Raw genomic sequence first — 26,158 nt, forward strand, 5'->3', positions numbered from 1 at the left:
ATGAACTCGCCTGAAAGGTCGCAACAGATGTCCAACGAGGAGAAGTACCTCGACTACCTCCGGCGAGCCACGGTTGACCTCCAGGAGGCGCGTGGCAAGCTGCGCGAGGTCGAGGAGCGCGAGGTCGAGCCCATCGCGATCGTCGGTATGAGCTGCCGGTTCCCCGGTGGCGTACGGTCACCGGAAGACCTGTGGGAACTGCTCGCGGAGGGCCGGGACGCCATCTCCGGGTTCCCCACCAACCGCGGGTGGGACCTGGAGGCCCTCTACAGCGACGACCCCGACCAGCAGGGGACCAGCTACACCCGCGAGGGCGGCTTCCTGTACGACGCCGACCAGTTCGACCCGGCGTTCTTCGGTATCTCCCCGCGCGAGGCCGCGGCGATGGACCCGCAGCAGCGGCTGCTGCTGGAGACGTCCTGGGAGGCCTTCGAGCGGGCGGGCATCGACCCGCACTCGGTACGGGGCAGCAGAACCGGCGTCTTCATCGGCACCAACGGCCAGGGCTACCTCGCCCGCCTGGCCAACGGCGTGCCCGACGGCTACGAGGGGTACTTCCTCACCGGCAACGCGGCGAGCGTCGTCTCCGGCCGCATCTCCTACGTGCTCGGCCTCGAAGGCCCCGCCCTGACCATCGACACCGCCTGCTCGTCGTCCCTGGTCGCCCTGCACCTCGCGGTGCACGCGCTGCGGCACAGCGAGTGCGGGCTGGCCGTCGCGGGCGGCGTCACCGTGATGTCGACGCCGGACACCTTCATCGAGTTCAGCCGCCAGCGCGGACTGGCCACGGACGGCCGCTGCAAGCCCTTCGCCGACGCCGCGGACGGCACCGGCTGGGGCGAGGGCGCCGGCCTGCTGCTCCTGGAGAAGCTGTCGGACGCACAGCGCAACGGCCACCCGGTACTGGCGGTGATACGGGGCTCGGCCGTCAACCAGGACGGCGCGTCCAACGGCCTGACCGCACCGAACGGCCCGTCGCAGCAGCGGGTGATCCGCCAGGCCCTGACCGCCTCCGGGCTCGCCCCGACCGACGTGGACGCGGTGGAGGCGCACGGCACCGGCACCACGCTGGGCGACCCGATCGAGGCGCAGGCCCTGCTGGCCACCTACGGCCAGAACAGGCCCGCCGACCGGCCGCTGTGGCTGGGGGCACTGAAGTCGAACATCGGTCACACCCAGGCCGTCTCCGGCGTGGCGGGTGTGATGAAGATGATCCTGGCCATGCGGCACGGAAAGCTGCCGAAGACCCTGCACGTCGACCGGCCGTCGACCCACGTGGACTGGTCGGCCGGCGCCGTGGAACTGCTGACCGAGGCCCGGCCGTGGCCGGAGGTCGGCCGGCCGTGGCGGGCGGGTGTGTCGTCGTTCGGTGTGAGCGGGACGAACGCGCACGTGATCGTCGAGCAGGCCCCCGTGGTGGAGCGGGAGGAGACCTCCGAGCCGGTACGCGAGGGTCTGGTGCCGTGGGTGCTGTCGGCGCGCGGCGCGGAGGCGTTGCGGGAGCAGGCCGCCCGGCTGGTGTCCTTCGTGGACGGACAGTCCCCGGTCGACGTGGGGTACTCGCTGGCGACCTCCCGAGCGGCGCTGGAGCACCGTGCCGTGGTCGTCGCCACTGATCGAGCTGAGTTCCTCGACGCCCTGGCGGCGGTGGCGGACGGCCGGCCGGCCGGTGCCGTGGTGACGGGTGTCGCCGACGAACCCGGCCAGGTGGGCTTCCTGTTCTCGGGCCAGGGGTCGCAGCGGCTGGGCATGGGCCGCGAACTGGCGGCACGCTTCCCGGTGTTCGCCCAGGCCCTGGACGAGGCGCTGGCGGAGTTCGATCCGCGGGTGCGCGAGGCGCTGTTCGGCGAGGACGCCGACGCGCTGAACGAGACCGGCGTGACGCAGCCGGCGCTGTTCGCGGTCGAGGTGGCGCTGTTCCGGCTGCTGGAGTCGTGGGGCGTACGCCCCGACGTACTGGCGGGACACTCGATCGGTGAGCTGGCCGCCGCGCACGTGGCCGGCGTGTGGTCATTGGCCGACGCGGCGAAGGTGGTCTCCGCACGCGGCACGCTGATGCAGGCGCTGCCGACCGGCGGCGCCATGGTCGCGATCCAGGCGTCGGAGACCGAGGTCGCGCCGGATCTGACGGACACCGTGGGCGTGGCGGCGGTGAACGGCCCGTCGTCGGTGGTGGTCTCGGGCGTCGCCGCCGATGTCGAGGCGGTCGCGGAGAAGTGGCGCGAGGCGGGCCGGAAGGTATCCCGTCTCAAGGTCAGCCACGCGTTCCACTCACCCTTGATGGACCCGATGCTGGACGACTTCCGCCGGGTGCTGGAGGACGTGGCGTACGCGGCGCCCGTGATCCCGATCGTGTCGACGCTGACCGGCGTCCGGGCCACGGCCGAGGAACTGGCCTCCCCGGAGTACTGGGTGCGGCACGTGCGGGAGGCGGTGCGGTTCGCCGACGCCGTCCGCACGCTCGTGAGCGAGGACGTGGAGACGTTCGTCGAGGTCGGTCCGGGCGGCACGCTGTCCGCGCTGGGCCAGGAGTCGGCCCCCGAGGCGGCCTTCGTGCCGGTGCTGCGCGGGGACCGGCCGGAAGCGGTGGCCGCCACCCTGGCCGCCGGGCACCTGCACGTACGAGGTGTCCCGGTGGAGTGGGCGGCGTTCTTCGACGGCCGCGGCGCCCGACGGGTCGACCTGCCGACCTACCCGTTCCAGCACGACCGTTACTGGCTGGACGCGCTGCCCGCGATCGGCGATGTGACGGCTGCCGGACTCGGCACGGCCGACCACCCGCTGCTGGGCGCGGCCGTCACGGTGGGCGGCACGGACGGCGTACTGCTCACCGGCCGGCTGTCGGTCCAGACCCACCCGTGGCTGGCCGACTACGCGGTCCAGGGCGCGGTCCTGCTGCCCGGCACGGCCTTCGTCGAGCTGGCGATCCGCGCGGGCGACCAGGTCGGCTGCGACCTGGTGGAGGAACTGACGCTGGAGACGCCGCTGCTGGTGCCCGAACGCGGTGGCGTCCGGGTACAGGTGTGGGTCGGCTCCCCGGACGAGTCGGGCAGACGCGAGCTGACCCTCTACTCCAGCACGGGCGACACCGACGACGACCGGCCGTACACGCGGCACGCCACCGGTGTGCTGCGCGCCGCCGGACGACCCGGCGGCACCTCCCTGACGGAATGGCCGCCCGCGAGCGCCAAGGTCGTGGACCTCGACGGGTTCTACGACCGGGCGGCCGACGCCGGCTTCGGCTACGGGCCGGTGTTCCAGGGGCTGCGGGCGGCGTGGCGGCGCGGAGACGAGGTGTTCGCCGAGGTCGTGCTGCCGGACGGCGTCGACGCGGACGGCTTCGGTCTGCACCCCGCGCTGCTGGACGCGGCACTGCACGCCGCCGGCCTGACCGGTGACGACGGGACCGGCCGACTCCCGGCCGCGTGGTCGGGTGTACGGCTGCACGCCTCGGGCGCGACGGTGCTGCGGGTGCGCCTGGCGCCCACGGGGCCGGACGAGGTGTCCTTGGTGGTGGCGGACGGGGCGGGCGCCCCGGTCGCGACCGTGGACTCGCTGGCGCTGCGCCCGGTGTCGCCGGACCGGTTCACCGGCGACGACCACGCCAACGCGCTGTTCGGCATCGACTGGGTGCCGGTCGCGCCGGCCGACGGCGACGCTCCGACGACCGGTTGGACGACCCTGGAGGCACTGGGCGACCCACGGTCCGATTACGTGGTCGTGCCGTGCCCGGTCACGTCCGGCTCCGACCCGGTGCCGGCCGCGCACGAGGCGGCGCACTGGGCGCTGGACGTGGTGCAGCGGTGGCTGTCGGAGGAGCGGTCCGACGCGGCACGTCTGGTCGTGGTGACGACCGGAGCGGTCGCCGCCTCGTCCGACGAGCGGGTACGGGATGTGGCACAGGCGGCGGTATGGGGCCTGATCCGGTCGGCCCAGTTGGAGAACCCGGACCGGTTCGTGCTGGTCGACCTCGACGACGCCGCGTCGAGAGACGCGCTGCCCGCCGCGCTGGCCACCGGCGAGCCGCAGTTCGCGCTGCGGTCCGGCGCCCTGCACGCGCCCCGACTGGCCAGGGCCCGGCACTCCGTGGCGGAGGACCCCGGGTTCGGCTCGGGCGCGGTGCTGGTCACCGGTGCGACGGGCACGCTGGGCGGGCTCGTGGCCCGGCACCTGGTCGCGGAGCGCGGTGTACGGAACCTGCTGCTGGTCAGCCGGCGCGGCGCGGCGGCCGAAGGTGCCGAGGAACTGCGTGACGAACTGGTCGGGCTGGGCGCCGAGGCCGTCCTGGCGGCCTGCGACGTGGCCGACCGGGACGCGCTGGCGGCGCTGCTCGCCGAACACCCCGTGACCGCCGTCGTGCACACGGCGGGTGTGCTGGACGACGGTGTGATCGGCTCGCTGACGCCGGAGCGGATCGACACGGTGTTCCGGGCGAAGGTGGACGCGGCCTGGAACCTGCACGAGCTGACCCGCGACCTGGACCTGTCGGCGTTCGTGCTGTTCTCCTCGGTGGCCGGCGTCCTCGGGGCCCCCGGCCAGGCGAACTACGCGGCGGCGAACACCTTCCTGGACGCGCTCGCCCAGCACCGCCGGGCCGCCGGACTGCCCGCCACCTCGCTGGCCTGGGGCCTGTGGGCCGAGGCCAGCGGCATGACCGGCCAGCTCGACGACGCCGACCTGCGACGCATGAGCCGGGGCGGCCTGCTCCCGCTCCGTACGGCCGAAGGGCTGGCGCTGTTCGACGCGGCGGGCACGACCGGGCAGGCCGTCCTGGCGCCGGCACCCCTGGACCTGCCCGCCCTGCACCAGCAGGCGCGCTCCCACCCCGTGGCCCCCATCCTGCGCGGCCTGGTGCGTGGCACGGTACGCAGGACCGCCGAAGCCGGCTCCGTCGTCGGGTCCGCGTTCGCGCAGTCACTGGCGGGCATGACCGCCGCGGAGCGCGACAAGGTGCTGCTGGACCTCGTACTCGGCCACGTGGCCGTCGTCCTCGGCCACAACTCGGCACAGGCCGTCGCGCCCGACCGCGCCTTCAAGGAACTCGGCTTCGACTCGCTGACCGCCGTCGAACTGCGCAACCGGCTGGGCGCGGTCACCGAGCTGCGCCTGCCGGCGACGCTGGTCTTCGACTACCCGACGCCCGCGGCGCTGGCGGCGTTCCTCGGTGCGGAACTCGCGGGCGCACCCGTCCTGACGGCGACCGCCCGCACCACGGCCGTCACCGACGAACCGATCGCCATCGTCGGCATGAGCTGCCGCTTCCCCGGCGGGGTGGACTCACCGGAAGACCTCTGGAAGCTGCTGGCCGGCGGCGAGGACGCCGTGGTGGAGTTCCCGGCCGACCGTGGCTGGGACCTGAACACCCTGTTCGACGACGACCCCGACCAGCGGGGGACGAGCTACACCCGCATGGGTGCGTTCCTCGACCGCGTGGCGGAGTTCGACCCGGCGTTCTTCGGGATCTCGCCGCGCGAGGCGCTGGCGATGGACCCGCAGCAGCGGCTCCTCCTGGAAACCTCCTGGGAGGCGTTCGAGCGAGCGGGCATCGACCCGGACTCCTTGCGGGGCAGCCGGTCGGGCGTGTTCGTCGGCACCAACGGCCAGGACTATCCGACGTTGCTGATGGCCGCCCCGGACAGCCTGGAAGGGGTGGAGGGGTACGTCGGCACGGGCAGCGCGGCCAGTGTCATCTCCGGCCGGCTGTCCTACACCTTCGGTCTCGAAGGCCCCGCCGTCACGGTGGACACCGCGTGCTCCTCGTCGCTGGTCGCGCTGCACTGGGCCGCTCAGGCGCTGCGCCAGGGTGAATGCGAGCTGGCGCTGGTCGGCGGCGTGACGGTGATGTCCACGCCGGGTGTGTTCATCGACTTCAGCCGCCAGCGCGGGCTCGCGGAGGACGGCCGCTGCAAGGCGTTCTCCGACAGCGCGGACGGCACCGGCTGGGGCGAGGGCGTCGGCGTGCTGCTGGTGGAGCGCCTGTCGGACGCGCAGCGCAACGGCCACCAGGTGCTGGCGGTGGTCCGTGGCTCGGCGGTGAACCAGGACGGCGCCTCCAACGGCCTGACCGCGCCGAACGGCCCGTCGCAGCAGCGGGTGATCCGCCAGGCCCTGGCGAGCGCGGGGCTGGCCCCGACCGACGTGGACGCCGTGGAGGCGCACGGCACGGGGACGACGCTGGGCGACCCGATCGAGGCCCAGGCGCTGCTCGCCACCTACGGCCGGGACCGGTCCGGTGAACCGCTGTGGCTCGGTTCGATCAAGTCCAACATCGGGCACACCCAGGCGGCGGCCGGTGTCGCGGGTGTGATCAAAATGGTGATGGCGCTGCGGCAGGGTGTGCTGCCGCAGACGTTGCACGTGACCGAGCCGTCGTCGCACGTGGACTGGTCGGCGGGTGCGGTGGAGCTGCTGACCGAGCAGCGTGCGTGGCCGGAGGTGGACCGCCCCTGGCGGGCGGGTGTGTCGTCGTTCGGCGTGAGCGGCACGAACGCGCACGTCATCGTCGAGCAGGCCCCCGCGACGGAGCGGGAGGAGACCCCCGAGCCGGTACGCGACGGCCTGGTGCCGTGGGTGCTGTCGGCCCGCGGCCCCGAGGCGTTGCGGGAACAGGCCGCCCGGCTGGCGTCCTTCGTGGACGACCAGTCCCCGGCCGACATCGGCTACTCGCTGGCGACCTCCCGGGCGGCGCTGGAACACCGCGCGGTGGTCGTCGCCACCGAGCGGTCCGAGTTCCTCGAAGCCCTGACAGCCATGGCCGAAGGCCGGCCGGCCGGCGCCGTGGTCATCGGGGCTGTCAACGACGCCGGTCCGCTGGGCTTCCTGTTCTCGGGCCAGGGCTCCCAGCGGCTGGGCATGGGCCGCGAACTGGCCGCCCGCTACCCGGTGTTCGCCGAGGCCCTGGACGAGGTGCTGGCCGCGTTCGATCCGAAGGTGCGCGAGACGCTGTTCGGTGAGGACGCCGACGCGCTGAACGAGACGGGGGTGACGCAGCCCGCGTTGTTCGCGGTGGAGGTGGCGCTGTTCCGTCTCCTTGAGTCCTGGGGCATCCGTCCCGACGTACTGGCCGGGCACTCGATCGGCGAACTGGCCGCCGCGCACGTGGCGGGCCTGTGGTCACTGGCCGATGCCGCGAAGGTGGTCGCCGCTCGCGGCACGCTGATGCAGGCGCTGCCGACCGGCGGCGCCATGGTGGCCATCCAGGCGTCCGAGGCCGAGGTCGCACCGGAGCTGCCGGACACCGTGGGCATCGCGGCGGTCAACGGCCCGTCGTCGGTCGTCATTTCAGGCGTCGCCGCCGAGGTGGAAGCAGTCGCGGAGCGCTGGCGCGAGGCGGGCCGGAAGGTATCCCGCCTCAAGGTCAGCCACGCCTTCCACTCACCCTCGATGGACCCGATGCTGGACGAGTTCCGCCGCGTCCTGGGAGAGGTGTCCTACGGGACGCCCGTGATCCCGATCGTGTCCACGCTCACCGGCGTCCGCGCCACCCCCGAGGAGCTGACCTCCCCGGAGTACTGGGTACGGCACGTACGCGAGGCGGTCCGTTTCGCCGACGCCATCAACACGCTCACGGCCGAGGGCGTGAGCACGTTCGTCGAGGTCGGTCCGGGCGGCACGCTGTCCGCGCTGGGCCAGGAGACCGCGCCCGAAGCCGCGTTCGTGCCGGTGCTGCGCGGGGACCGGCCGGAAGCGGTGGCCGCCACCCTGGCCGCCGGGCACCTGCACGTACGAGGTGTTCCGGTGGAGTGGGCGGCGTTCTTCGACGGCAGCGGCGCCCGACGGGTCGACCTGCCGACCTACGCCTTCCAGCGCGAGCGCTTCTGGCCCAACGTAGTGCCCTCGGTCGGCGATGTGACGGCCGCCGGACTGGGCGCGGCCGATCACCCGCTGCTGGGCGCGGCCGTCACCCTCGGCGGCACGGACGGTGCGCTGCTCACCGGGCGACTGTCCGCCCAGACCCATCCGTGGCTGGCCGATCACGCCGTACTGGACACGATCCTGCTGCCCGGCACGGCGTTCCTGGAACTGGCGATCCGCGCGGGTGACCAGGTCAGGTGCGACCTGGTGGAGGAACTCACCCTGGAAGCGCCGCTGATCCTGCCGCAGAACGGTGCGGTGCAGGTCCAGGTGTGGGTCGGCGTCGAGGACGAGTCGGGCCGGCGCGAGCTGACCCTGCACTCCAGCGCGGGCGACGACGGCGTGTCGTGGACCCGCAACGCCACCGGCGTGCTCCGCGCCGCCGGGCGTTCCGGCGGGGTGTCCTTGGCCGAGTGGCCGCCCGTCGGGGCGGAGACCGTGGACCTGGACGGCTTCTACGAGCACATGGTCGACGGCGGTTTCGGTTACGGGCCGGTCTTCCAGGGGCTGCGGGCGGCGTGGCGGCTCGGGGACGAGGTGTTCGCCGAGGTCGCGCTGCCCGAGGGCGTGGGCGCGGACGGTTTCGGTCTGCATCCGGCGCTGCTGGACGCGGCGCTGCACGCGATCGGCCTGGCCGGTGACGCGGACGGGGTCGGGCGGCTGCCGTTCGCCTGGTCGGGGGTGCGGCTGCACGCCTCCGGTGCCGAGACGCTGCGGGTGCGGTTGACGCCCTCGGGCGCGGACCGGGTGGCGTTGACCGTCGCGGACGGGGCGGGTGCTCCGGTGGCCACGGTCGACTCCCTGGTGCTGCGGCCGGTCTCGCAGGAGCAGTTGGCCGGGGACGACCTCGGCGACGCGCTGTTCGGCGTGGACTGGGTGCCGGCGTCCCTGTCCGAGGGTGATGCCCCGGCCGTCGAGTGGACCGACCTGGACGCGCTGGAGACGTCGGCGTCGTCGGCGGAGCTGCCCGATCACGTCGTCCTGACCCGGCCGGTCACGTCCGGCTCCGACCCGGTGTTCGCGGCGCACGAGGCGGCGCACTGGGCGCTGAACGCGGTACAGACCTGGCTGTCGGACGAGCGGTCCGGCACGGCACGCCTGGTCGTGGTGACCGGGGGCGCGGTCGCCGCCGCGGCCGACGAGGACGTGCGGGACGTGGCGCAGGCGGCGGTGTGGGGCCTGGTGCGGTCGGCGCAGTCGGAGAACCCGGACCGGTTCGTGCTGGTCGACCTCGACGACGAGGCGGGCTCGCTGGAGGCCCTGCCCGCGGCGCTGGCGACGGGCGAGCCGCAGTTCGCGCTGCGGTCCGGCGCCCTCTACGTGCCGCGACTGGTCAGGGCCCGGCACTCCGTGGTGGAGGACCCCGGTTTCGGTTCGGGCGCGGTGCTGGTCACGGGTGCGACGGGCACGCTGGGCGGGCTCATGGCCCGGCATCTCGTCGCGGAGCGCGGCGTACGGAACCTGCTGCTGGTCAGCAGGCGCGGTGCGGCGGCCGAGGGGGCCGAGGCGCTGCGCGGCGATCTCGTCGCGCTGGGCGCCGAGGTGACGTTCGCCGCCTGTGACGTGGCGGACCGGGACGCGGTGGCGGCGCTGCTCGCCGAACACCCCGTCACCGCCGTCGTCCACACCGCGGGCGTCCTGGACGACGGGACGATCGGCTCGCTGACCCCGGAGCGCATCGACACGGTGTTCCGGCCGAAGGTGGACGCCGCCTGGCACCTGCACGAACTCACCCGCGACCTGGACCTGTCGGCGTTCGTCCTGTTCTCGTCCGCCTCCGGTGTGTTCGGCGGTCCCGGGCAGGGCAACTACGCGGCGGCCAACACCTTCCTGGACGCACTCGCCCAGCACCGCCGGGCCGGCGGCCTGCCCGCCACCTCGCTGGCCTGGGGCCTGTGGGCGGACGCGGGCGGCGGCATGGCGGGAGCGCTCGACGACTCCGACGTGCAGCGGATGAGCCGGGGCGGCCTGATACCCCTGCGTACGGCCGAGGGGCTGGCGCTGTTCGACGCGGCGGGCTCGACCGGGCGTGCCGTCCTGGCACCGGTCCCCCTCGACCTGCCCGCCCTGCACCAGCAGGCGCGCTCCCACCCCGTGGCCCCCGTCCTGCGCGGCCTGGTACGCGGTACGGCACGCCGGACCGTCGAGCGCGCCGCCGTCGCCGGCACCGAGCTGGCCCGGACGCTGGTCGAACTGACCGAGCCGGAACGCGAGAAGGTGCTGCTGGACCTCGTGCTCGGCCACGTGGCCGTGGTGCTCGGCCACAGCTCGGCGCACGCCATCGCGCCCGACCGGGCGTTCAGGGAACTGGGCTTCGACTCGCTCAGCGCGGTCGAGCTGCGCAACCGGCTCACCGCGGTCACCGAACTGCGCCTGCCCGCGACACTGGTCTTCGACTACCCGACCCCGGAGGCGGTGGCCGGTTACCTGGGCACCGAACTCGCGGGTGCCCCGGTCGCCACGGCGACCACCCGCGCGGTGGCCGCCGCGATCGACGAGCCGATCGCCATCGTCGGCATGAGCTGCCGCTACCCCGGCGGGGTGAACTCGCCCGAGGACCTGTGGCGCCTGGTGCTCAACGGCGTCGACGCCATCGGCGAGTTCCCCGGCAACCGGGGATGGGACCTGGAGCGGCTCTACCACCCGGACCCGGAGCACCCGGGCACCTCGTACGCCCGCGAAGGCGGCTTCCTGTACGACGCCGACCAGTTCGACCCGGCGTTCTTCGGCATCAGCCCCCGCGAGGCGCTGGCGATGGACCCGCAGCAGCGGCTGCTGCTGGAGGCTTCCTGGGAGGCGTTCGAGCGGGCCGGGATCGCGCCGGAGTCGGTGCGGGGCAGCGCGACGGGGGTGTTCGCGGGCCTGATGTACCACGACTACGCGGCGCGGCTGCGTTCCGTCCCGGACGACGTGGAGGGCTACCTCGGCACCGGCGCGTCCGGCAGCGTCGCCTCCGGCCGCGTCGCCTACGTACTGGGGCTGGAGGGCCCCGCGGTCACGGTCGACACGGCGTGCTCCTCGTCGCTGGTCGCCCTGCACATGGCGGTGCAGGCGCTGCGGTCCGGGGAGTGCGAGCTGGCCCTGGCGGGCGGTGTCGCCGTGATGGCCACCGCGAGCACCTTCGTGGACTTCAGCCGCCAGCGGGGCCTGGCCGCCGACGGCCGGTGCAAGTCGTTCGCCGACGGCGCGGACGGCACGGGCTGGGGCGAGGGCGTCGGGATGCTGCTGGTGGAACGGCTGTCGGACGCCCGCCGCAACGGCCACCAGGTGCTGGCGGTCGTGCGCGGCTCGGCGATCAACCAGGACGGCGCCTCCAACGGGCTCACCGCCCCGAACGGCCCGTCCCAGCAGCGCGTCATCCGCCAGGCGCTCGCGAGCGCGGGACTCGCGCCGTCCGACGTGGACACGGTCGAGGCGCACGGCACCGGCACCACGCTCGGCGACCCCATCGAGGCGCAGGCGCTGCTGGCCACCTACGGCCAGGACCGCGCCGGTGACCCGCTGTGGCTCGGGTCGCTGAAGTCCAACATCGGCCACACGCAGGCGGCGGCCGGTGTCGCGGGTGTCATCAAGATGGTCATGGCGATGCGGCACGGAGTGCTGCCGCCGACCCTGCACGCCGAGCAGCCCACGACCCAGGTGGACTGGTCCGCCGGTGACGTCGAGCTGCTGACGGAGCCGCGGCCGTGGCCGGAGACCGGTCGCCCGCGGCGGGCCGGCGTGTCGTCGTTCGGCGTCAGCGGCACCAACGCGCACACCATCATCGAGCAGGTCCCGAGCGAGGAACAGCCTCCGGTCCCGGCCGGCGGCGTCGTGCCGTGGGTGCTGTCCGCGCGGAGCGCGGAGGCACTGCGGGACCAGGCACTCCGGCTGCGCGAGCACGTCGTGGTGACGCCGGGTATCACCGAGGCGGACGTCGCCTGCTCGCTGGCGACGACCCGGTCGGCGTTCGCCCACCGGGCGGTGGTCGTGGGCGACGATCTCACGGGTCTGCTGGACGGGCTGACCGCGCTGGCCGAGGGGCGGACGTCCGCCGGTCTGGTCGCGGACACCGTCGCCGCGGGTGGTGTGGGCTTCCTGTTCTCGGGTCAGGGCTCGCAGCGGCTGGGTATGGGCCGCGAACTGGCGGCTCGTTTCCCGGTGTTCGCCGAGGCTCTCGACGAGGCGCTGAACGCGTTCGACCCCCAGGTGCGCGAGACCCTCTTCGGCGAGGACGCCGACGCGCTGAACGAAACGGGCGTGACGCAGCCCGCGTTGTTCGCGGTGGAGGTGGCGCTGTTCCGTCTCCTTGAGTCCTGGGGCATCCGTCCCGACGTACTGGCGGGGCACTCAATCGGCGAGCTGGCCGCCGCGCACGTGGCGGGCGTGTGGTCGCTGGCGGACGCCGCGAAGGTGGTCTCCGCTCGCGGCAGGCTGATGCAGGCGCTGCCGACCGGCGGTGCCATGGTGGCGATCCAGGCGTCCGAGGCCGAGGTCGCACCGGAGCTGCCGGACACCGTGGGCATCGCGGCGGTCAACGGCCCCACCTCGGTGGTCGTCTCCGGTGCCGCCGCCGATGTGGAGGCAGTGGCCGGGAAGTGGCGCGAGGCGGGCCGCAAGGTGACCCGTCTCAAGGTCAGCCACGCGTTCCACTCGCCCCTGATGGACCCGATGCTGGACGACTTCCGCCGCGTCCTGGAAGAGGTGTCCTACGAGACGCCGAGGGTGCCGATCGTGTCCACGCTGACCGGCGCGGCGGCCGGCGCGGAGCAGCTCACCTCGCCCGAGTACTGGGTGCGGCATGTGCGGGAGTCGGTGCGGTTCGCCGACGCCGTCCGCACCCTCGTGGACCAGGACGTGGTGACGTTCGTCGAGGTCGGTCCGGGCGGCACGCTGTCCGCGCTGGGCCAGGAGACCGCGCCCGAAGCCGCGTTCGTACCGGTGCTGCGCGGGGACCGCCCGGAGGAGTCCGCGTCGGTCTCGGCGGTGGCACGGATGTGCGCGCGGGGCGTGACGGTGGACTGGGAGGCGTTCTTCGCCGGCCGGGGCGCCCGGCGGGTCGACCTGCCGACGTACGCCTTCCAGCACCGGCGCTACTGGCTGGACGCCGGTGTGTCGGCGGGCGACCTGGACGCGGCGGGCCTCGGCCCGGCGGACCACCCGCTGCTCGGCGCGGTCCTCGACACCGCCGACTCGGACGGGCGGCTGCTCACCGGCAAGCTGTCCCTGGAGACCCACCCCTGGCTGGCCGATCACGCGATCCAGGGCACGGTCCTGGTGCCCGGCACGGCCTTCGTCGAACTGGCGGTCCGGGCGGGCGACCAGCTCGGCTGCGACCGGATCGAGGAGCTGACGCTGGAGGTGCCGCTGACGGTGCCCGAGCGCGGCGGCGTGCGGGTGCAGGTGCGGGTCGGGGTGCCGGACGGGTCCGGGCGGCGCCCGCTGACGGTGCACGCCCGCGCGGACGAGGACGACCTGTGGGTACGGCACGCGAGCGGCGTGCTCGCCACCGGCCCCGACGGGCCGGCGGCCGACCTCGCGGTGTGGCCGCCCGCCGGGGCGGAGGCCGTGGACCTGGACGGGCTGTACGACCGGATGGCCGACGGCGGTTTCGGCTACGGGCCGGTGTTCCAGGGGCTGCGCTCGGCCTGGCGCAAGGGCGACGAGGTGTTCGCCGAGGTCGCGCTGCCCGAGGACGTGGACGCGGGCGGCTTCGGCCTGCACCCGGCGCTGCTGGACGCGGCACTGCACGGCGTCGGACTGATGGGCGGCGGTGACGCTCCCGGCGGGTTGCCGTTCACCTGGTCGGGAGTGCGGCTGCACGCCGTCGGCGCGACCGTGCTGCGGGTGAGGCTGTCGCCCGCGGGGGCGGACGCGGTGGCGCTGGCCGTGGCGGACGGGGCGGGCGCCCCGGTGGCCACGGTCGACGCGCTGGTGCTCCGCCCGCTGTCGGCGACGCTGCCCGGCAAGGGCTGGGAGTCGCTGTTCCGCCTGGACTGGGTGCCCGCCCCGGCCACGAACGCCGGTGCGGTGACCGTGGCGGAGTTCGCGGACTGGGCCTCGGTGCGGTCCGCCCTCGACGCGGGGGAGACGCTGCCGGAACACGTCGTGGTGCGGGCCGCGGGCCCCGGTGACGTGAGCGCGGTGCGCCCGGACGTGCTGACCGCGCTGGAACTCGTACAGGGCTGGCTGGCCGACGAGCGCACCACCGAGTCGACACTGGTGCTGGTCACCCGTGGCGCGGTGGCGGTCGGCACCGAGGACGACGTGCCCGCGCCCGCCTCGGCCGCGGTGTGGGGCCTGCTGCGCTCGGCGCAGTCGGAGCACCCCGACCGGCTGGTGCTGCTGGACACCGATGCCGAGGACGGTTGGACACCGGCGCTCGCGACCGGCGAGCCCCAGCTCGCCGTACGGGACGGGCGGACCTTCGTGGCCCGGCTGGCCCGGGTACGACCGGAGGCCGGCGCGGAGCCGGTGTTCGGACCGGACAGCTCGGTGCTGGTCACCGGCGCGTCCGGCGCGCTGGGCGGCCTGACCGCCCGGCACCTGGCCGAACGGCACGGGGTGCGGCGGCTGGTGCTGGCCAGCAGGCGGGGCATGGCGGCGGAGGGCGCCGAGGCGCTGCGCGCGGAGCTGACCGCGCTCGGCGCCGAGACCACCGTGGTCGCCTGTGACGTGGCCGACCGGGACGCGGTGGCGGCGCTGCTCGCCGAACACCCCGTCACCGCCGTCGTACACACCGCCGGCGTCCTGGACGACGGCACGATCGGCTCACTGACCGCCGAACAGGTCGACACGGTGTTCCGACCGAAGGTGGACGCGGCCCGGAACCTGCACGAACTCACCCGCGACCTGGATCTGACGGCGTTCGTGCTGTTCTCCTCCGTGGCGGGCACCCTCGGCGGCCCCGGACAGGGCAACTACGCGGCGGCCAACGCGTTCCTGGACGCGCTCGCCCGGCACCGCAGGGCGGCCGGACTGCCCGCGACCTCCCTGGCCTGGGGCCTGTGGGCCGACGGCATGGGCGCGCGGGTCGCCGGGGCCGCCACCGCCGGGCTGTCCGCGGCGGAAGGCGTCGCACTGTTCGACGCGGCGACCTCCGGCACCGACCCGGTCGTCGTACCGATGCGGCTCGACCTGCGGGCGCTGCGTGCCGCGGACGCGCTGCCGCCGGTGTTCAGCGGCCTGGTACGGACCACCGGCCGCCGGGCGGCGGGCGGCGGAACCGATCCGGCCGCCGCGCTGCGGGACCGGCTGACGCGGATGGCCGCGGAGGAACGCGGCCGGGTCCTGCTGGACCTCGTCCGCACCCAGGCCGCCGCCGTACTCGGCCACGCCGGACCCGAGGAGGTCGCGTCCGGCCAGGCGTTCACCGAGCTGGGCTTCGACTCGCTGACCGCGATCGACCTGCGCAACCGGCTGAACACCGCCACCGGACTGCGCCTGCCGGCGACACTGGTCTTCGACCACCCGTCCCCCGAGGCGGTGGCCGCGTTCCTCGGCACCGAACTCGCGGGCGCCCCGGCCGTCGCGGCGAGCCCCCGCGCGGTGGCCGCCGTGGCCGACGAGCCGATCGCGATCGTCGGCATGAGCTGCCGCTACCCCGGCGGCGTCCGCTCGCCGGAGGACCTGTGGCGGCTGGTCGTCGACGGCGCCGAAGGCATCACGCCGTTCCCCGACGGGCGCGGCTGGGACGTGGACGCCCTCTACGACCCCTCGGGCGAACGGGCCGGCAGCTCCTACACCCGCGAGGGCGGCTTCCTGCACGACGCCGACCTGTTCGACCCGGCCTTCTTCGGCATCCCGCCCCGCGAGGCACTCGCCATGGACCCGCAGCACCGGCTGCTCCTGGAGACCTCCTGGGAGGCGTTCGAACGGGCGGGCATCGACCCCAGGTCGCTGCGGGGCAGCGCGACCGGCGTGTTCACCGGCGTGATGTACCACGACTACGCCTCCCGGCTGCACGGTGTCCCGAAGAACGTCGAGGGCTACCTCGGCACCGGCAACGCGGGCAGCGTCGCCTCCGGCCGGGTGTCCTACACCTTCGGACTGGAGGGCCCCGCGATGACCGTGGACACGGCGTGCTCGTCGTCGCTGGTCGCCCTGCACCTGGCGGCGCAGGCACTGCGGTCGGGCGAGTGCTCGCTGGCGCTCGCGGGCGGCGCCACCGTCATGGCGACGCCCGCCGCGTTCATCGACTTCAGCCGCCAGCAGGGCCTGGCCCCGGACGGCCGGTGCAAGTCGTTCTCCGCCGATGCCGACGGCACCGGCTGGGGCGAGGGCGTCGGCATCCTCGTACTGGAGAAGCTGTCCGACGCCCAGCGCAACGGCCACCGGGTGCTGGCGGTGATCCGCGGCACGGCGGTCAACCAGGACGGCGCGTCCAACGGCCTGACCGCGCCCAACGGCCCGTCGCAGCAGCGGGTCATCCGGCAGGCGCTCGCCAGTTCCGGACTCGCGCCGTCCGACGTGGACGCGGTCGAGGCGCACGGCACCGGCACCACGCTGGGCGACCCGATCGAGGCGCAGGCGCTGCTGGCCACCTACGGCCAGGACCGTGCCGGTGACCCGCTGTGGCTGGGCTCGCTGAAGTCCAACATCGGGCACACCCAGGCCGCCGCCGGTGTCGGCGGCGTCATCAAGATGGTCATGGCGCTGCGGCACCGCCTGCTGCCGAAGACGCTGCACGTCGGCGAGCCCTCGCCGCACATCGACTGGTCGGCCGGCGCGGTGGAGCTGCTGACCGAGGCGCGAGAGTGGCCGGTCGCGGACCGGCCCCGGCGGGCCGGCGTGTCGTCCTTCGGCTTCAGCGGCACCAACGCGCACGTCATCATCGAGTCCGCGTCGGACACCGACACGCCGCGGACCCCCGACACGCCGGCCGGTCCCTGGCTGGTGTCCGGCCGCACCGAGAGTGCCCTGCGGGAGCAGACGGCACGGCTGCGGGACGTCCTGACCGCCCGGCCCGACCTCGACCCGGCGGCCGTCGCCCGCGCGCTCGCGACCTCACGGGCCGGTTTCGAACACCGGCTCGCCGTCGTCGGACGCGACCGGGCCGACCTGCTGGCCGGGCTCACCGACGCCGCCGAGGGCCGGCCGGGAAGCGGAGTCGTCCAGGGCGTCGCCCAGCAGCGCAAGACCGGCTACCTGTTCTCCGGCCAGGGCTCGCAGCGGCTCGGCATGGGCCGCGAACTGGCCCGCTGGTCCCCGGTGTTCGCCGAGGCGCTGGAGGAGGTGCTGGGCGCGTTCGACCCGAGGGTGCGCGAGGTGCTGTCGGGGGACGACGCCGACGCCCTGAACCGGACGGGGACGGCGCAGCCCGCGCTGTTCGCGGTCGAGGTCGCCCTGTTCCGCCTGCTGGAGTCGTGGGGCGTGCGGCCCGACGTCCTGGCGGGCCACTCGATCGGCGAACTGGCCGCCGCGCACGTGGCGGGCGTCTGGTCACTGGCCGACGCCGTCACCGTGGTGACGGCCCGCGCCACCCTGATGCAGGCGCTGCCCGAGGGCGGCGCGATGGTGGCGATCGCGGCCGCCGAGGCCGAGGTCGCACCCGGCCTGCCGGACACCGTGGGCATCGCGGCGGTGAACGGCCCCGCGTCGGTGGTCGTCTCCGGTGCCGCCGCCGACGTCGACGCCGTCGCGGAGCGCTGGCGCACGGCCGGGCGGAAGGTGACCCGCCTGCGGGTCAGCCACGCCTTCCACTCACCGCTGATGGACCCGATGCTCGACGACTTCCGCCGGGTGCTGGAGGGCGTGTCGTACGCGGAACCCGCCATCCCGATCGTGTCCACGCTGACCGGCCGGCCGGCGACCGCCGGGGAACTCGCCTCACCGGAGTACTGGGTGCGCCATGTGCGGGAGCCCGTGCGGTTCGCGGACGCCGTGGCCGAGACGGGCGCCGACGTCCTCGTCGAGATCGGGCCCGGCGGGGTGCTGTCGGCCCTGGGCCCGCAGACCGCGCCGGACGCGGCCTTCGTGCCGCTGCTGCGCGGCGACCGGGCGGAGGACGGCGCCGTCATGACCGCCCTCGCCGAACTCCACGTCCGGGGCGTGCCCGTCGACTGGGCCGCCTACTTCCCCGGCCCCGGCGCGCACGTCGACCTGCCCACGTACGCGTTCCAGTACCAGCGGTTCTGGCCGGACACGAGCCTTCGCGCGGGCACCGACGCCACCGGCCTCGGCCTCGGCTCCACCGACCACCCGCTGCTGGGCGCGGCGGTCCCGCTCGCGGACGAGGACACCGTCCTGTTCACGGGCCGGCTGTCGCTGAGCACCCACCCCTGGCTCGCCGAGCACGAGATCATGGGCTCGGCGCTGCTGCCCGGCACGGCCTTCGTCGAACTGGCCGTGCGCGCCGGTGACCAGGTCGGCTGTGCCTCGGTGGAGGAGCTGACGCTGGAGGCCCCGCTGGTGCTGCCCGAACACGGCGGCGTACAGGTCCAGGTACGGGTCGGCGCGCCGGACGAGTCCGGCCGGCGTCCCCTCACGGTCCACGCGCGGGACGAGGACGGCGACCTGCCGTGGGTCCGGCACGCCGGCGGCGTCCTGGCCGGCGACGGCGACGGCGACGCTCCCGCCGGTCTCGGCACCTGGCCGCCCGTGGGCGCGCGGGCCGTGGACCTGGCCGGCTTCTACGACGGCATGGCCGACGGCGGCTTCGCCTACGGGCCGGTGTTCCAGGGCCTGCGGGCGGTATGGCGCCAGGGCGACGAGGTGTTCGCCGAGGTCGCGCTGCCGGAGGAGACCGGCGTCGACGGCTTCGGCCTGCACCCGGCGCTGCTGGACGCGGTGCTGCACGCGGTGGCGTTCGGGGCGCTGCCCCCGGTCGAGCACGGACGGCTGCCGTTCGCGTGGTCCGGTGTGAAGCTGCACGCCTCCGGAGCGAGGGCCCTGCGGGTACGGCTCACCCCGGCCGGACCGGACGCGGTGGCCCTGGCCGTCGCCGACGGCTCCGGGGCCCCGGTGGCGACCGTGGACTCCCTGGTGCTGCGCGCGGTGACACCGGACGCGCTGGGCACGGCGCGCGGGCTCGAATCGCTGTTCCGACTGGACTGGGTGCCCGCTCCCGCGCCGACGGGTGCCGTGGACCCGGCGGCGGAGTACGCGGACTGGGCCGCGATCCGGTCGGCGCTGGACGCGGGAGAACCGCTGCCCGAGAACGTGGTGGTGCGCTGCACGGCCCCCGGTGACGTGGACGCGCGGGCGGCGCACCGGCGGGTGCACACCGCCCTGGAACTGGTCCAGGGCTGGCTGGCCGACGAGCGCTGCGCCGCCTCGCGGCTGGTGCTGGTGACCCGTGGCGCGGTGGCGGTCGACGCCGGGCAGGACGTGCCCGACCCGACGGCGGCCGCCGTATGGGGTCTGGTGCGGTCGGCCCGGTCGGAGAACCCCGACCGCTTCGTGCTGGTCGACATCGACGACGAGGACGCCTGGAAACCGGCCGTCACCGGCGCGGAACCTGAACTGGCCGTGCGCGCCGGTGAGACGTTCGTGCCGCGGCTGGCCCGGTTGCGGCCGGAGGCCGGCACGGAGCCGGTGTTCGGTGCGGACGGTGCGGTGCTGGTGACGGGCGCGAGCGGGATGCTCGGCGGGCTGGTGGCGCGCCACTTGGTGGTGCGGCACGGGGTACGGCGATTGGTGCTGGCGAGTCGTCGTGGCCAGGTGGGCGCGCTGGACGAGGAGTTGACCGGTCTGGGCGCCGAGGTCGCGGTCGTCGCCTGTGATGTGGCGGACCGGGATGCGGTGGCGGCGCTGCTGGCCGAGCACCCGGTGTCGGCGGTCGTCCATGTGGCGGGTGTGCTGGACGACGGGACGATCGGTTCGCTGACGCCGGAGCGGATCGATACGGTGTTCCGGCCGAAGGTGGACGCGGCGTGGAACCTGCACGAGCTGACCCGTGACCTGGACCTGTCGGCGTTCGTGCTGTTCTCCTCGGCGGCGGGCACGTTCGGCAATCCTGGGCAGGGCAATTACGCGGCGGCCAACGCGTTCCTGGACGCGCTGGCCCAGCACCGCCGGGCGGCCGGGCTGCCCGCCACGTCACTGGCGTGGGGCCTGTGGTCCGGTGAGGACGGCATGGGTGCCCGGATGGCCGGGACCGGTGCCACAGGCCTGTCCGCCGAGGAAGGACTCGACCTGTTCGACGCCGCCGTCGGAGGACCGGACCCCGTCGTCGTACCGATGCGGCTGGACCTGCGGGCGGTGCGCGGCGCGGCCGTGGTGCCGCCGGTGTTCAGCGGCCTGGTGCGGACGACGGCCCGCAGGGTCGCGGAGACCGGGACCGACCCCGCCGCCGCGCTGCGGGAGAGGCTGGCCGGGTTGCCGACGACCGAGCGGACGTCCGCCCTGGTGGACCTGGTGTGCACGCACATCGCGACCGTGCTGGAGCTGCCCGGCCCCGAGGCGGTCGACGAACGGCGTGCCTTCACCGAACTCGGCTTCGACTCCCTGACCGCCATCGACCTGCGCAACCGGCTGAACACCGCCACCGGACTGCGCCTGCCCGCCACCTTGATATTCGACTACCCGACCCCGCTCGACATGGTCGGCCACCTCACGGAAGCGCTCGTCGTCGACGAACCCGGCGCAGTGGCACCGCTGCTCGCCGAACTGAGCCGCATCGAGGCGAGCCTCGCCTCGATCAAGCCCGGCGACGACGAGGACGACCGGGTCGGCGCCCGGCTGTCGGCGCTGCTGGCCCTGTGGCGCGACAGCCGGGCCGACGCCACCGCGCGGACGACCGAGGACCTCGACGAGGCGACGGACGACGAGGTGTTCGAAATGCTCGGCAAGGAGTTCGGCATCTCCTGACCCGCCCGCCCACCCCACTTGCTCGACTGGCTCGACCTTTTCCTGGAGTAGAGACGGCATGGACAACGAGGACAAGCTCCGGTACTACCTGAAGCGGGTCACCGCCGACCTGCGTGAGACCCGTCGTAAGCTGCGCGAGGTCGAGGAGGGCGAGCAGGAACCGATCGCGATCATCGGCATGGGCTGCCGCTACCCCGGCGGCGTGCGCTCCCCCGAGGACCTGTGGGAGCTGGTCGCGAACGGCCGCGACGGAGTGACGGCGTTCCCCGACGACCGGGGCTGGGGCGAGGTCGCGCTGTCCGACCCCGAGGACCCCGACCGGGAGTTCCGCACCGAGGGCGGGTTCCTGCACGACGCCGCCGAGTTCGACCCCGGCGTGTTCGGCATCTCGCCCCGCGAGGCGCTGGCGATGGACCCCCAGCAGCGGCTGCTGCTGGAGACCTCCTGGGAGGCGTTCGAACGGGCCGGCATCGACGCGTCGACACTGCGCGGCAGCCGGACGGGTGTCTTCGCGGGCGTGATGTACCACGACTACACCTCGCGGCTGCGGTCGGTGCCGGAGGAACTGGAGGGCCTGCTCGGCACCGGCGGCTTCGGCAGCGTCGCCTCCGGCCGGGTGTCCTACACGTTCGCGCTGGAGGGGCCCGCCGTCACGGTGGACACCGCCTGCTCGTCCTCCCTGGTCACCCTGCACCTGGCGGCCCAGGCGCTGCGGACGGGCGAGTGCGGGCTCGCCCTCGCGGGCGGAGTCACCGTCATGGCGACCCCGAACACGTTCATCGGCTTCAGCAAGCAGCGCGGCCTCGCCGCGGACGGCCGCTGCAAGTCCTTCTCCGACAGCGCCGACGGCACCGGCTGGGGCGAGGGCGTCGGCATGCTGCTGCTGGAGAAGCTGTCCGACGCCCGCCGCAACGGCCACCCCGTGCTGGGCATCGTGCGCGGCTCGGCGGTGAACCAGGACGGCGCGTCCAACGGCCTGACCGCACCCAACGGTCCCTCGCAGCAGCGGGTGATCCGGCAGGCCCTGGACAGCGCCGGGCTCACCGCGGCCCAGGTCGACGCGGTCGAGGCGCACGGCACCGGCACCACGCTGGGCGACCCGATCGAGGCCCAGGCGCTGCTGGCCACCTACGGCCAGGAGCGGGTCGGGGAGCCGCTGTGGCTGGGCTCGGTGAAGTCCAACATCGGGCACACCCAGGGCGCGGCCGGTGTCGCGGGCGTCATCAAGATGGTGATGGCGATGCGGCACGGCGTGCTGCCGCCGACCCTGCACGTCGGCGAGCCCTCCCGGCACGTCGACTGGTCGGCGGGCGCCGTGGAACTGCTGACCAGGGCCCGGCCCTGGCCGGAGACGGGGCAGCTTCGCAGGGCGGCGGTGTCGTCGTTCGGCATCAGCGGCACCAACGCCCACGTCGTCCTCGAACAGGCCCCGGCCGAGAACGCCGAGCCCGCCGCCGGGCAGGACGGCCCCGCCGCCGAGCAGGGCGCAACCGCCGACGAGCAGGGCGCAGGCACCGCCGAGCAGGGCGCAAGCGCCGACGAGCGGGAGGGACGCGGCGGCGAACAGGGCGGTGCCCCCGAAGCCGCCGCCCCCGTCCTGACCGACGCGGTGCCGTGGGTGCTGTCCGGCAACGACCCCGGCGCGCTGCGCGAGCGCGCCGCCGACCTCCTGTCCCACCTGGACGGCCAGAACGCGCCGGCGGTGGACATCGGCTACTCGCTCGCCGTGAGCAGGACCGCCCTGGAACACCGGGCCGCCGTCGTCGGCACGGACCGCGCGGAACTGCTGAGCGGACTGCGCGCCCTGGCCGCCGGCGACGAGGCCCCGAACCTGGTCCGCGGCACGGTGGGCAGCCGCGGCAAGCTCGCGTTCCTGTTCAGCGGGCAGGGCAGCCAGCGGGCCGGCACGGGCCGCGAACTGTACCGGGAGTTCCCCGTGTTCGCGGACGCGCTGGACGAGGTCTGCGCCGCCCTGGACCCGCACCTGGACCGGCCGCTGCGGGAGGTGCTCTTCGCCGAGCCCGGCACCGGGACCGCCGCCCTGCTCGACCTGACCACCTACACCCAGCCCGCGCTGTTCGCGATCGAGGTGGCGCTGTTCCGCCTCGTCACGGCCTGGGGCCTGGCCCCGCAGTTCCTGGCCGGCCACTCCATCGGTGAACTGGCCGCCGCCCACGTGTCGGGCGTGTTCTCCCTCGCCGACGCGTGCGCGCTGGTCGCCGCCCGCGGCGCGCTGATGGGGGCGCTGCCCGAGGGCGGCGCGATGCTGTCGCTGCGCGCCGACGAGGAGACCGTCCGCCGCCTGATCGCCGAGCACGGCGGCGCGGTGGACGTCGCGGCGGTCAACGGCCCCGCCTCCACGGTCATCGCGGGCGACGCCGACGCGGTGGCCGCCATCGACGGCGCCTGGCGCGAGCGCGGCGGAAAGACCCGGTACCTGCGGGTCAGCCACGCCTTCCACTCCCCGCACGTGGACGCCGTACTGGACGACTTCCGCGCCGTCGCCCGCACCGTCTCCTACGGCACGCCCGCGATCCCGATCGTCTCCACCCTGACCGGCGCCGTCCTCTCCCCGGAGCAGGCCCGCGACCCGGAGCACTGGGTACGCCACGCCCGCGAGGCGGTCCGCTTCCTCGACGGCGTGCGGTGCCTGCGCGACCAGGGCGTCACACACTTCCTGGAACTGGGTCCCGACGCGGTGCTGACCGCGATGGGCCGCGACTGCGTCGACGAGGACGCGCTGCTGGTGCCCGCCGCCCGCGCGAACCGGGGCGAGGGCGCCACCCTCACCTCGGCCGTCGCGGCACTGCACGTGCGGGGCGTCGCCCTCGACTGGCGGGCGGCCTTCGCGGGACGCGGCGCACGGCGCGTCGACCTGCCCACGTACCCGTTCCAGCGCAGCAGGTTCTGGCTGGACGCCGGGGCGTACGTGACGGACGTGACCTCGGCCGGCCTGCGGGCCGCCGACCACCCGCTGCTGGGCGCCGCGGTCACCCTGGCCGCCGAAGAAGGCGCCCTGCTCACCGGCAGGCTCTCCCTGACCACCCACCCCTGGCTCGCCGACCACACCGTCGGCGGCGTGGTCCTCGTCCCGGGCTCCGCCTTCGTGGAACTGGCGATCCGGGCGGGCGACCAGGTCGGACTCGGCCACGTCGAGGAACTGACGCTGGCGGCACCGCTGGTCCTGCCGCAGGACGGCGCGGTGTGGCTCCAGGTCTCCGTCGGCACGCCGGACGCGTCGGGGCGCCGCACGCTGGGCGCCTACTCCCGGCCCGACGACGCGCCCGACGACCAGCCGTGGACACGCCACGCCTTCGGCACCCTCACCGCGGACGAACCGGCCCCCGCCTCCACCACGGCCGCCTGGCCGCCCGAGGGAGCCGAACGGCTCGCCATCGACGGCCGCTACGACGACCTCGCCGCCTCGGGCCTCGGCTACGGGCCCGCCTTCCGCGGCCTGCGCGCCGCCTGGCGCCGGGGCGACGAGGTGTTCGCCGAGGTGGAACTCCCCGACCGGGACACCGCGGGCTCCTTCGGCCTGCACCCCGCGCTGCTCGACTCCGCCCTGCACGCCGTCGGACTGGGCGATTTCGTCACCGACGCGGAACAGTTGCACCTGCCGTACTCCTGGCGCGGGATACGACTGCACCGCGGCGGCGCCTCCGCCCTGCGGGCCCGGCTCTCCCCGGCGGGCGCCTCGGGCGTCGCCATCGACCTGACCGACGGCACGGGCGCCCCCGTCGCCTCGGTCGAGGCACTGACGCTGCGGACGCTGCCGGCGGACGGGCTGGGCGGCGACCGGACGGACTCGCTGTTCCGGGTCGACTGGACCCGCGTACGCCCCGCCGCCTCCGTCTCCGCCCGCTGGGCGGTCCTGGGCGACGGGCTCGGCCGGACGGACACCTCCGGACCGGTCCGCACCTACCCCGACCTGGCAGCCCTGGGCCAGGACGAGGTGCCCGACCTCGTCCTCGCCCCCGTCCCCCCGGCCACGAACCCCGCCGAGGCCACGTACTGGGCCCTGACACTGCTCCAGACCTGGCTCGCCGACGACCGGTTCGGCTCGGCCCGGCTGGCCCTGGTCACCACCGGCGCGGTGGCGGCGGGCCCCGGCGAGGACGTCCCCGACCTGACCGGCGCGCCGGTGTGGGGCCTCGTCCGCGCGGCACAGGCCGAACACCCCGACCGGTTCGTGCTCATCGACACCGACGGGGAGGCCGCCTCCGCCCACGTACTGCCCGGCGCCGCCGCGACCGGCGAACCGCAACTGGCCCTGCGCTCCGGCGAGATCCGCGTACCGAGGCTCGTGCGGGTGCGTCCCGCGGAACAGCGGCCGGAGGCCGGCACGGAGCCGGTGTTCGGCCCGGACGGCTCGGTGCTGGTGACGGGCGCGAGCGGGACGCTCGGCGGACTGGTGGCCCGCCACCTGGTGGAACGGCACGGGGTACGACGCCTGGTGCTGGCGAGCAGACGCGGGGAAGCAGGGCCGGTCCGCGACGAGTTGACCGAACTGGGAGCCGAGGTCACCACCGTCGCCTGCGATGTGGGTGACCGGGACGCCGTGGCGGCGCTGCTGGCCGAGCACCCCGTCACCGCCGTCGTCCATGTGGCGGGTGTGCTGGACGACGGGACGATCGGTTCGCTGACGCCGGAGCGGATCGATACGGTGTTCCGGCCGAAGGTGGACGCGGCGTGGAACCTGCACGAGCTGACCCGTGACCTGGACCTGTCGGCGTTCGTGCTGTTCTCCTCGGCGGCGGGCACGTTCGGCAACCCCGGACAGGGCAATTACGCGGCGGCCAACGCGTTCCTGGACGCGCTGGCCCAGCACCGCCGGGCGGCCGGGCTGCCCGCGACCTCCCTCGCATGGGGGCTGTGGGCCGACGCGAGCGGCATGACCGACGAACTGGCCGGCACCGACCGGGACCGCCTCACGCGCTCCGGTGCCGCCGCGCTCTCCGCCGACGAGGGACTGCGACTGTTCGACGCCGCCGTCACGCTGCCCTTCGCCGTGGCCGTGCCCATGCGGCTGGACCTGGCACCGCTACGAGCCCGTCCCGAGACCGTCCCCGCGCTGCTGCGCTCCCTGGTGCGCACGGCACGCCCCGAGGCGGCCCCGGCCACCGACGGCGGACTGGCGGCACGGCTCTCGGCGCTGCCGGAGGACGAACGCCTCCCGCTGCTGCTCGACCTCGTACGCACCCACGTCGCCGGTGTACTCGGCCACGCGTCCGCCGCCCAGGTCGAACCCGAGCGCGCCTTCGACGAACTCGGCTTCGACTCGCTGATGGCGGTGGAACTGCGCAACCTGCTGGGCACGGCCACCGGCCTGCGCCTGCCGGCCACCCTCGTCTTCGACTACCCGACACCCCTGGTCCTCGCGAACCACCTGCGCTCCACCCTCCTCGGCGGTGACCGGGCGCGGGAGCGGGTGCGGGCGGCGGTGGTGTCGGATGAGCCGATCGCGATCGTGGGGATGGGTTGCCGGTATCCGGGTGGGGTGGGTTCGCCGGAG

General features: G+C 74.7%; 2 protein-coding genes. Both read left to right on the plus strand.

Annotation, left to right across the window (positions count from 1 at the left end; genetic code table 11):
• On the plus strand, positions 1-20,643 hold the full coding sequence (locus ACFY32_RS13395; RefSeq protein WP_390674249.1) for an SDR family NAD(P)-dependent oxidoreductase: 20,643 nt from the start codon (positions 1-3) through the stop codon (positions 20,641-20,643).
• Between the two features lie 88 nt (positions 20,644-20,731).
• Positions 20,732-26,158, plus strand: a 5,427-nt coding sequence (locus ACFY32_RS13400) for a type I polyketide synthase (RefSeq protein WP_390674264.1), incomplete at its 3' end; no start/stop codon positions are given.

The organism is Streptomyces sp. NPDC000134 (assembly GCF_042899225.1).
In the GTDB taxonomy this organism is placed as follows: Bacteria; Actinomycetota; Actinomycetes; order Streptomycetales; family Streptomycetaceae; genus Streptomyces.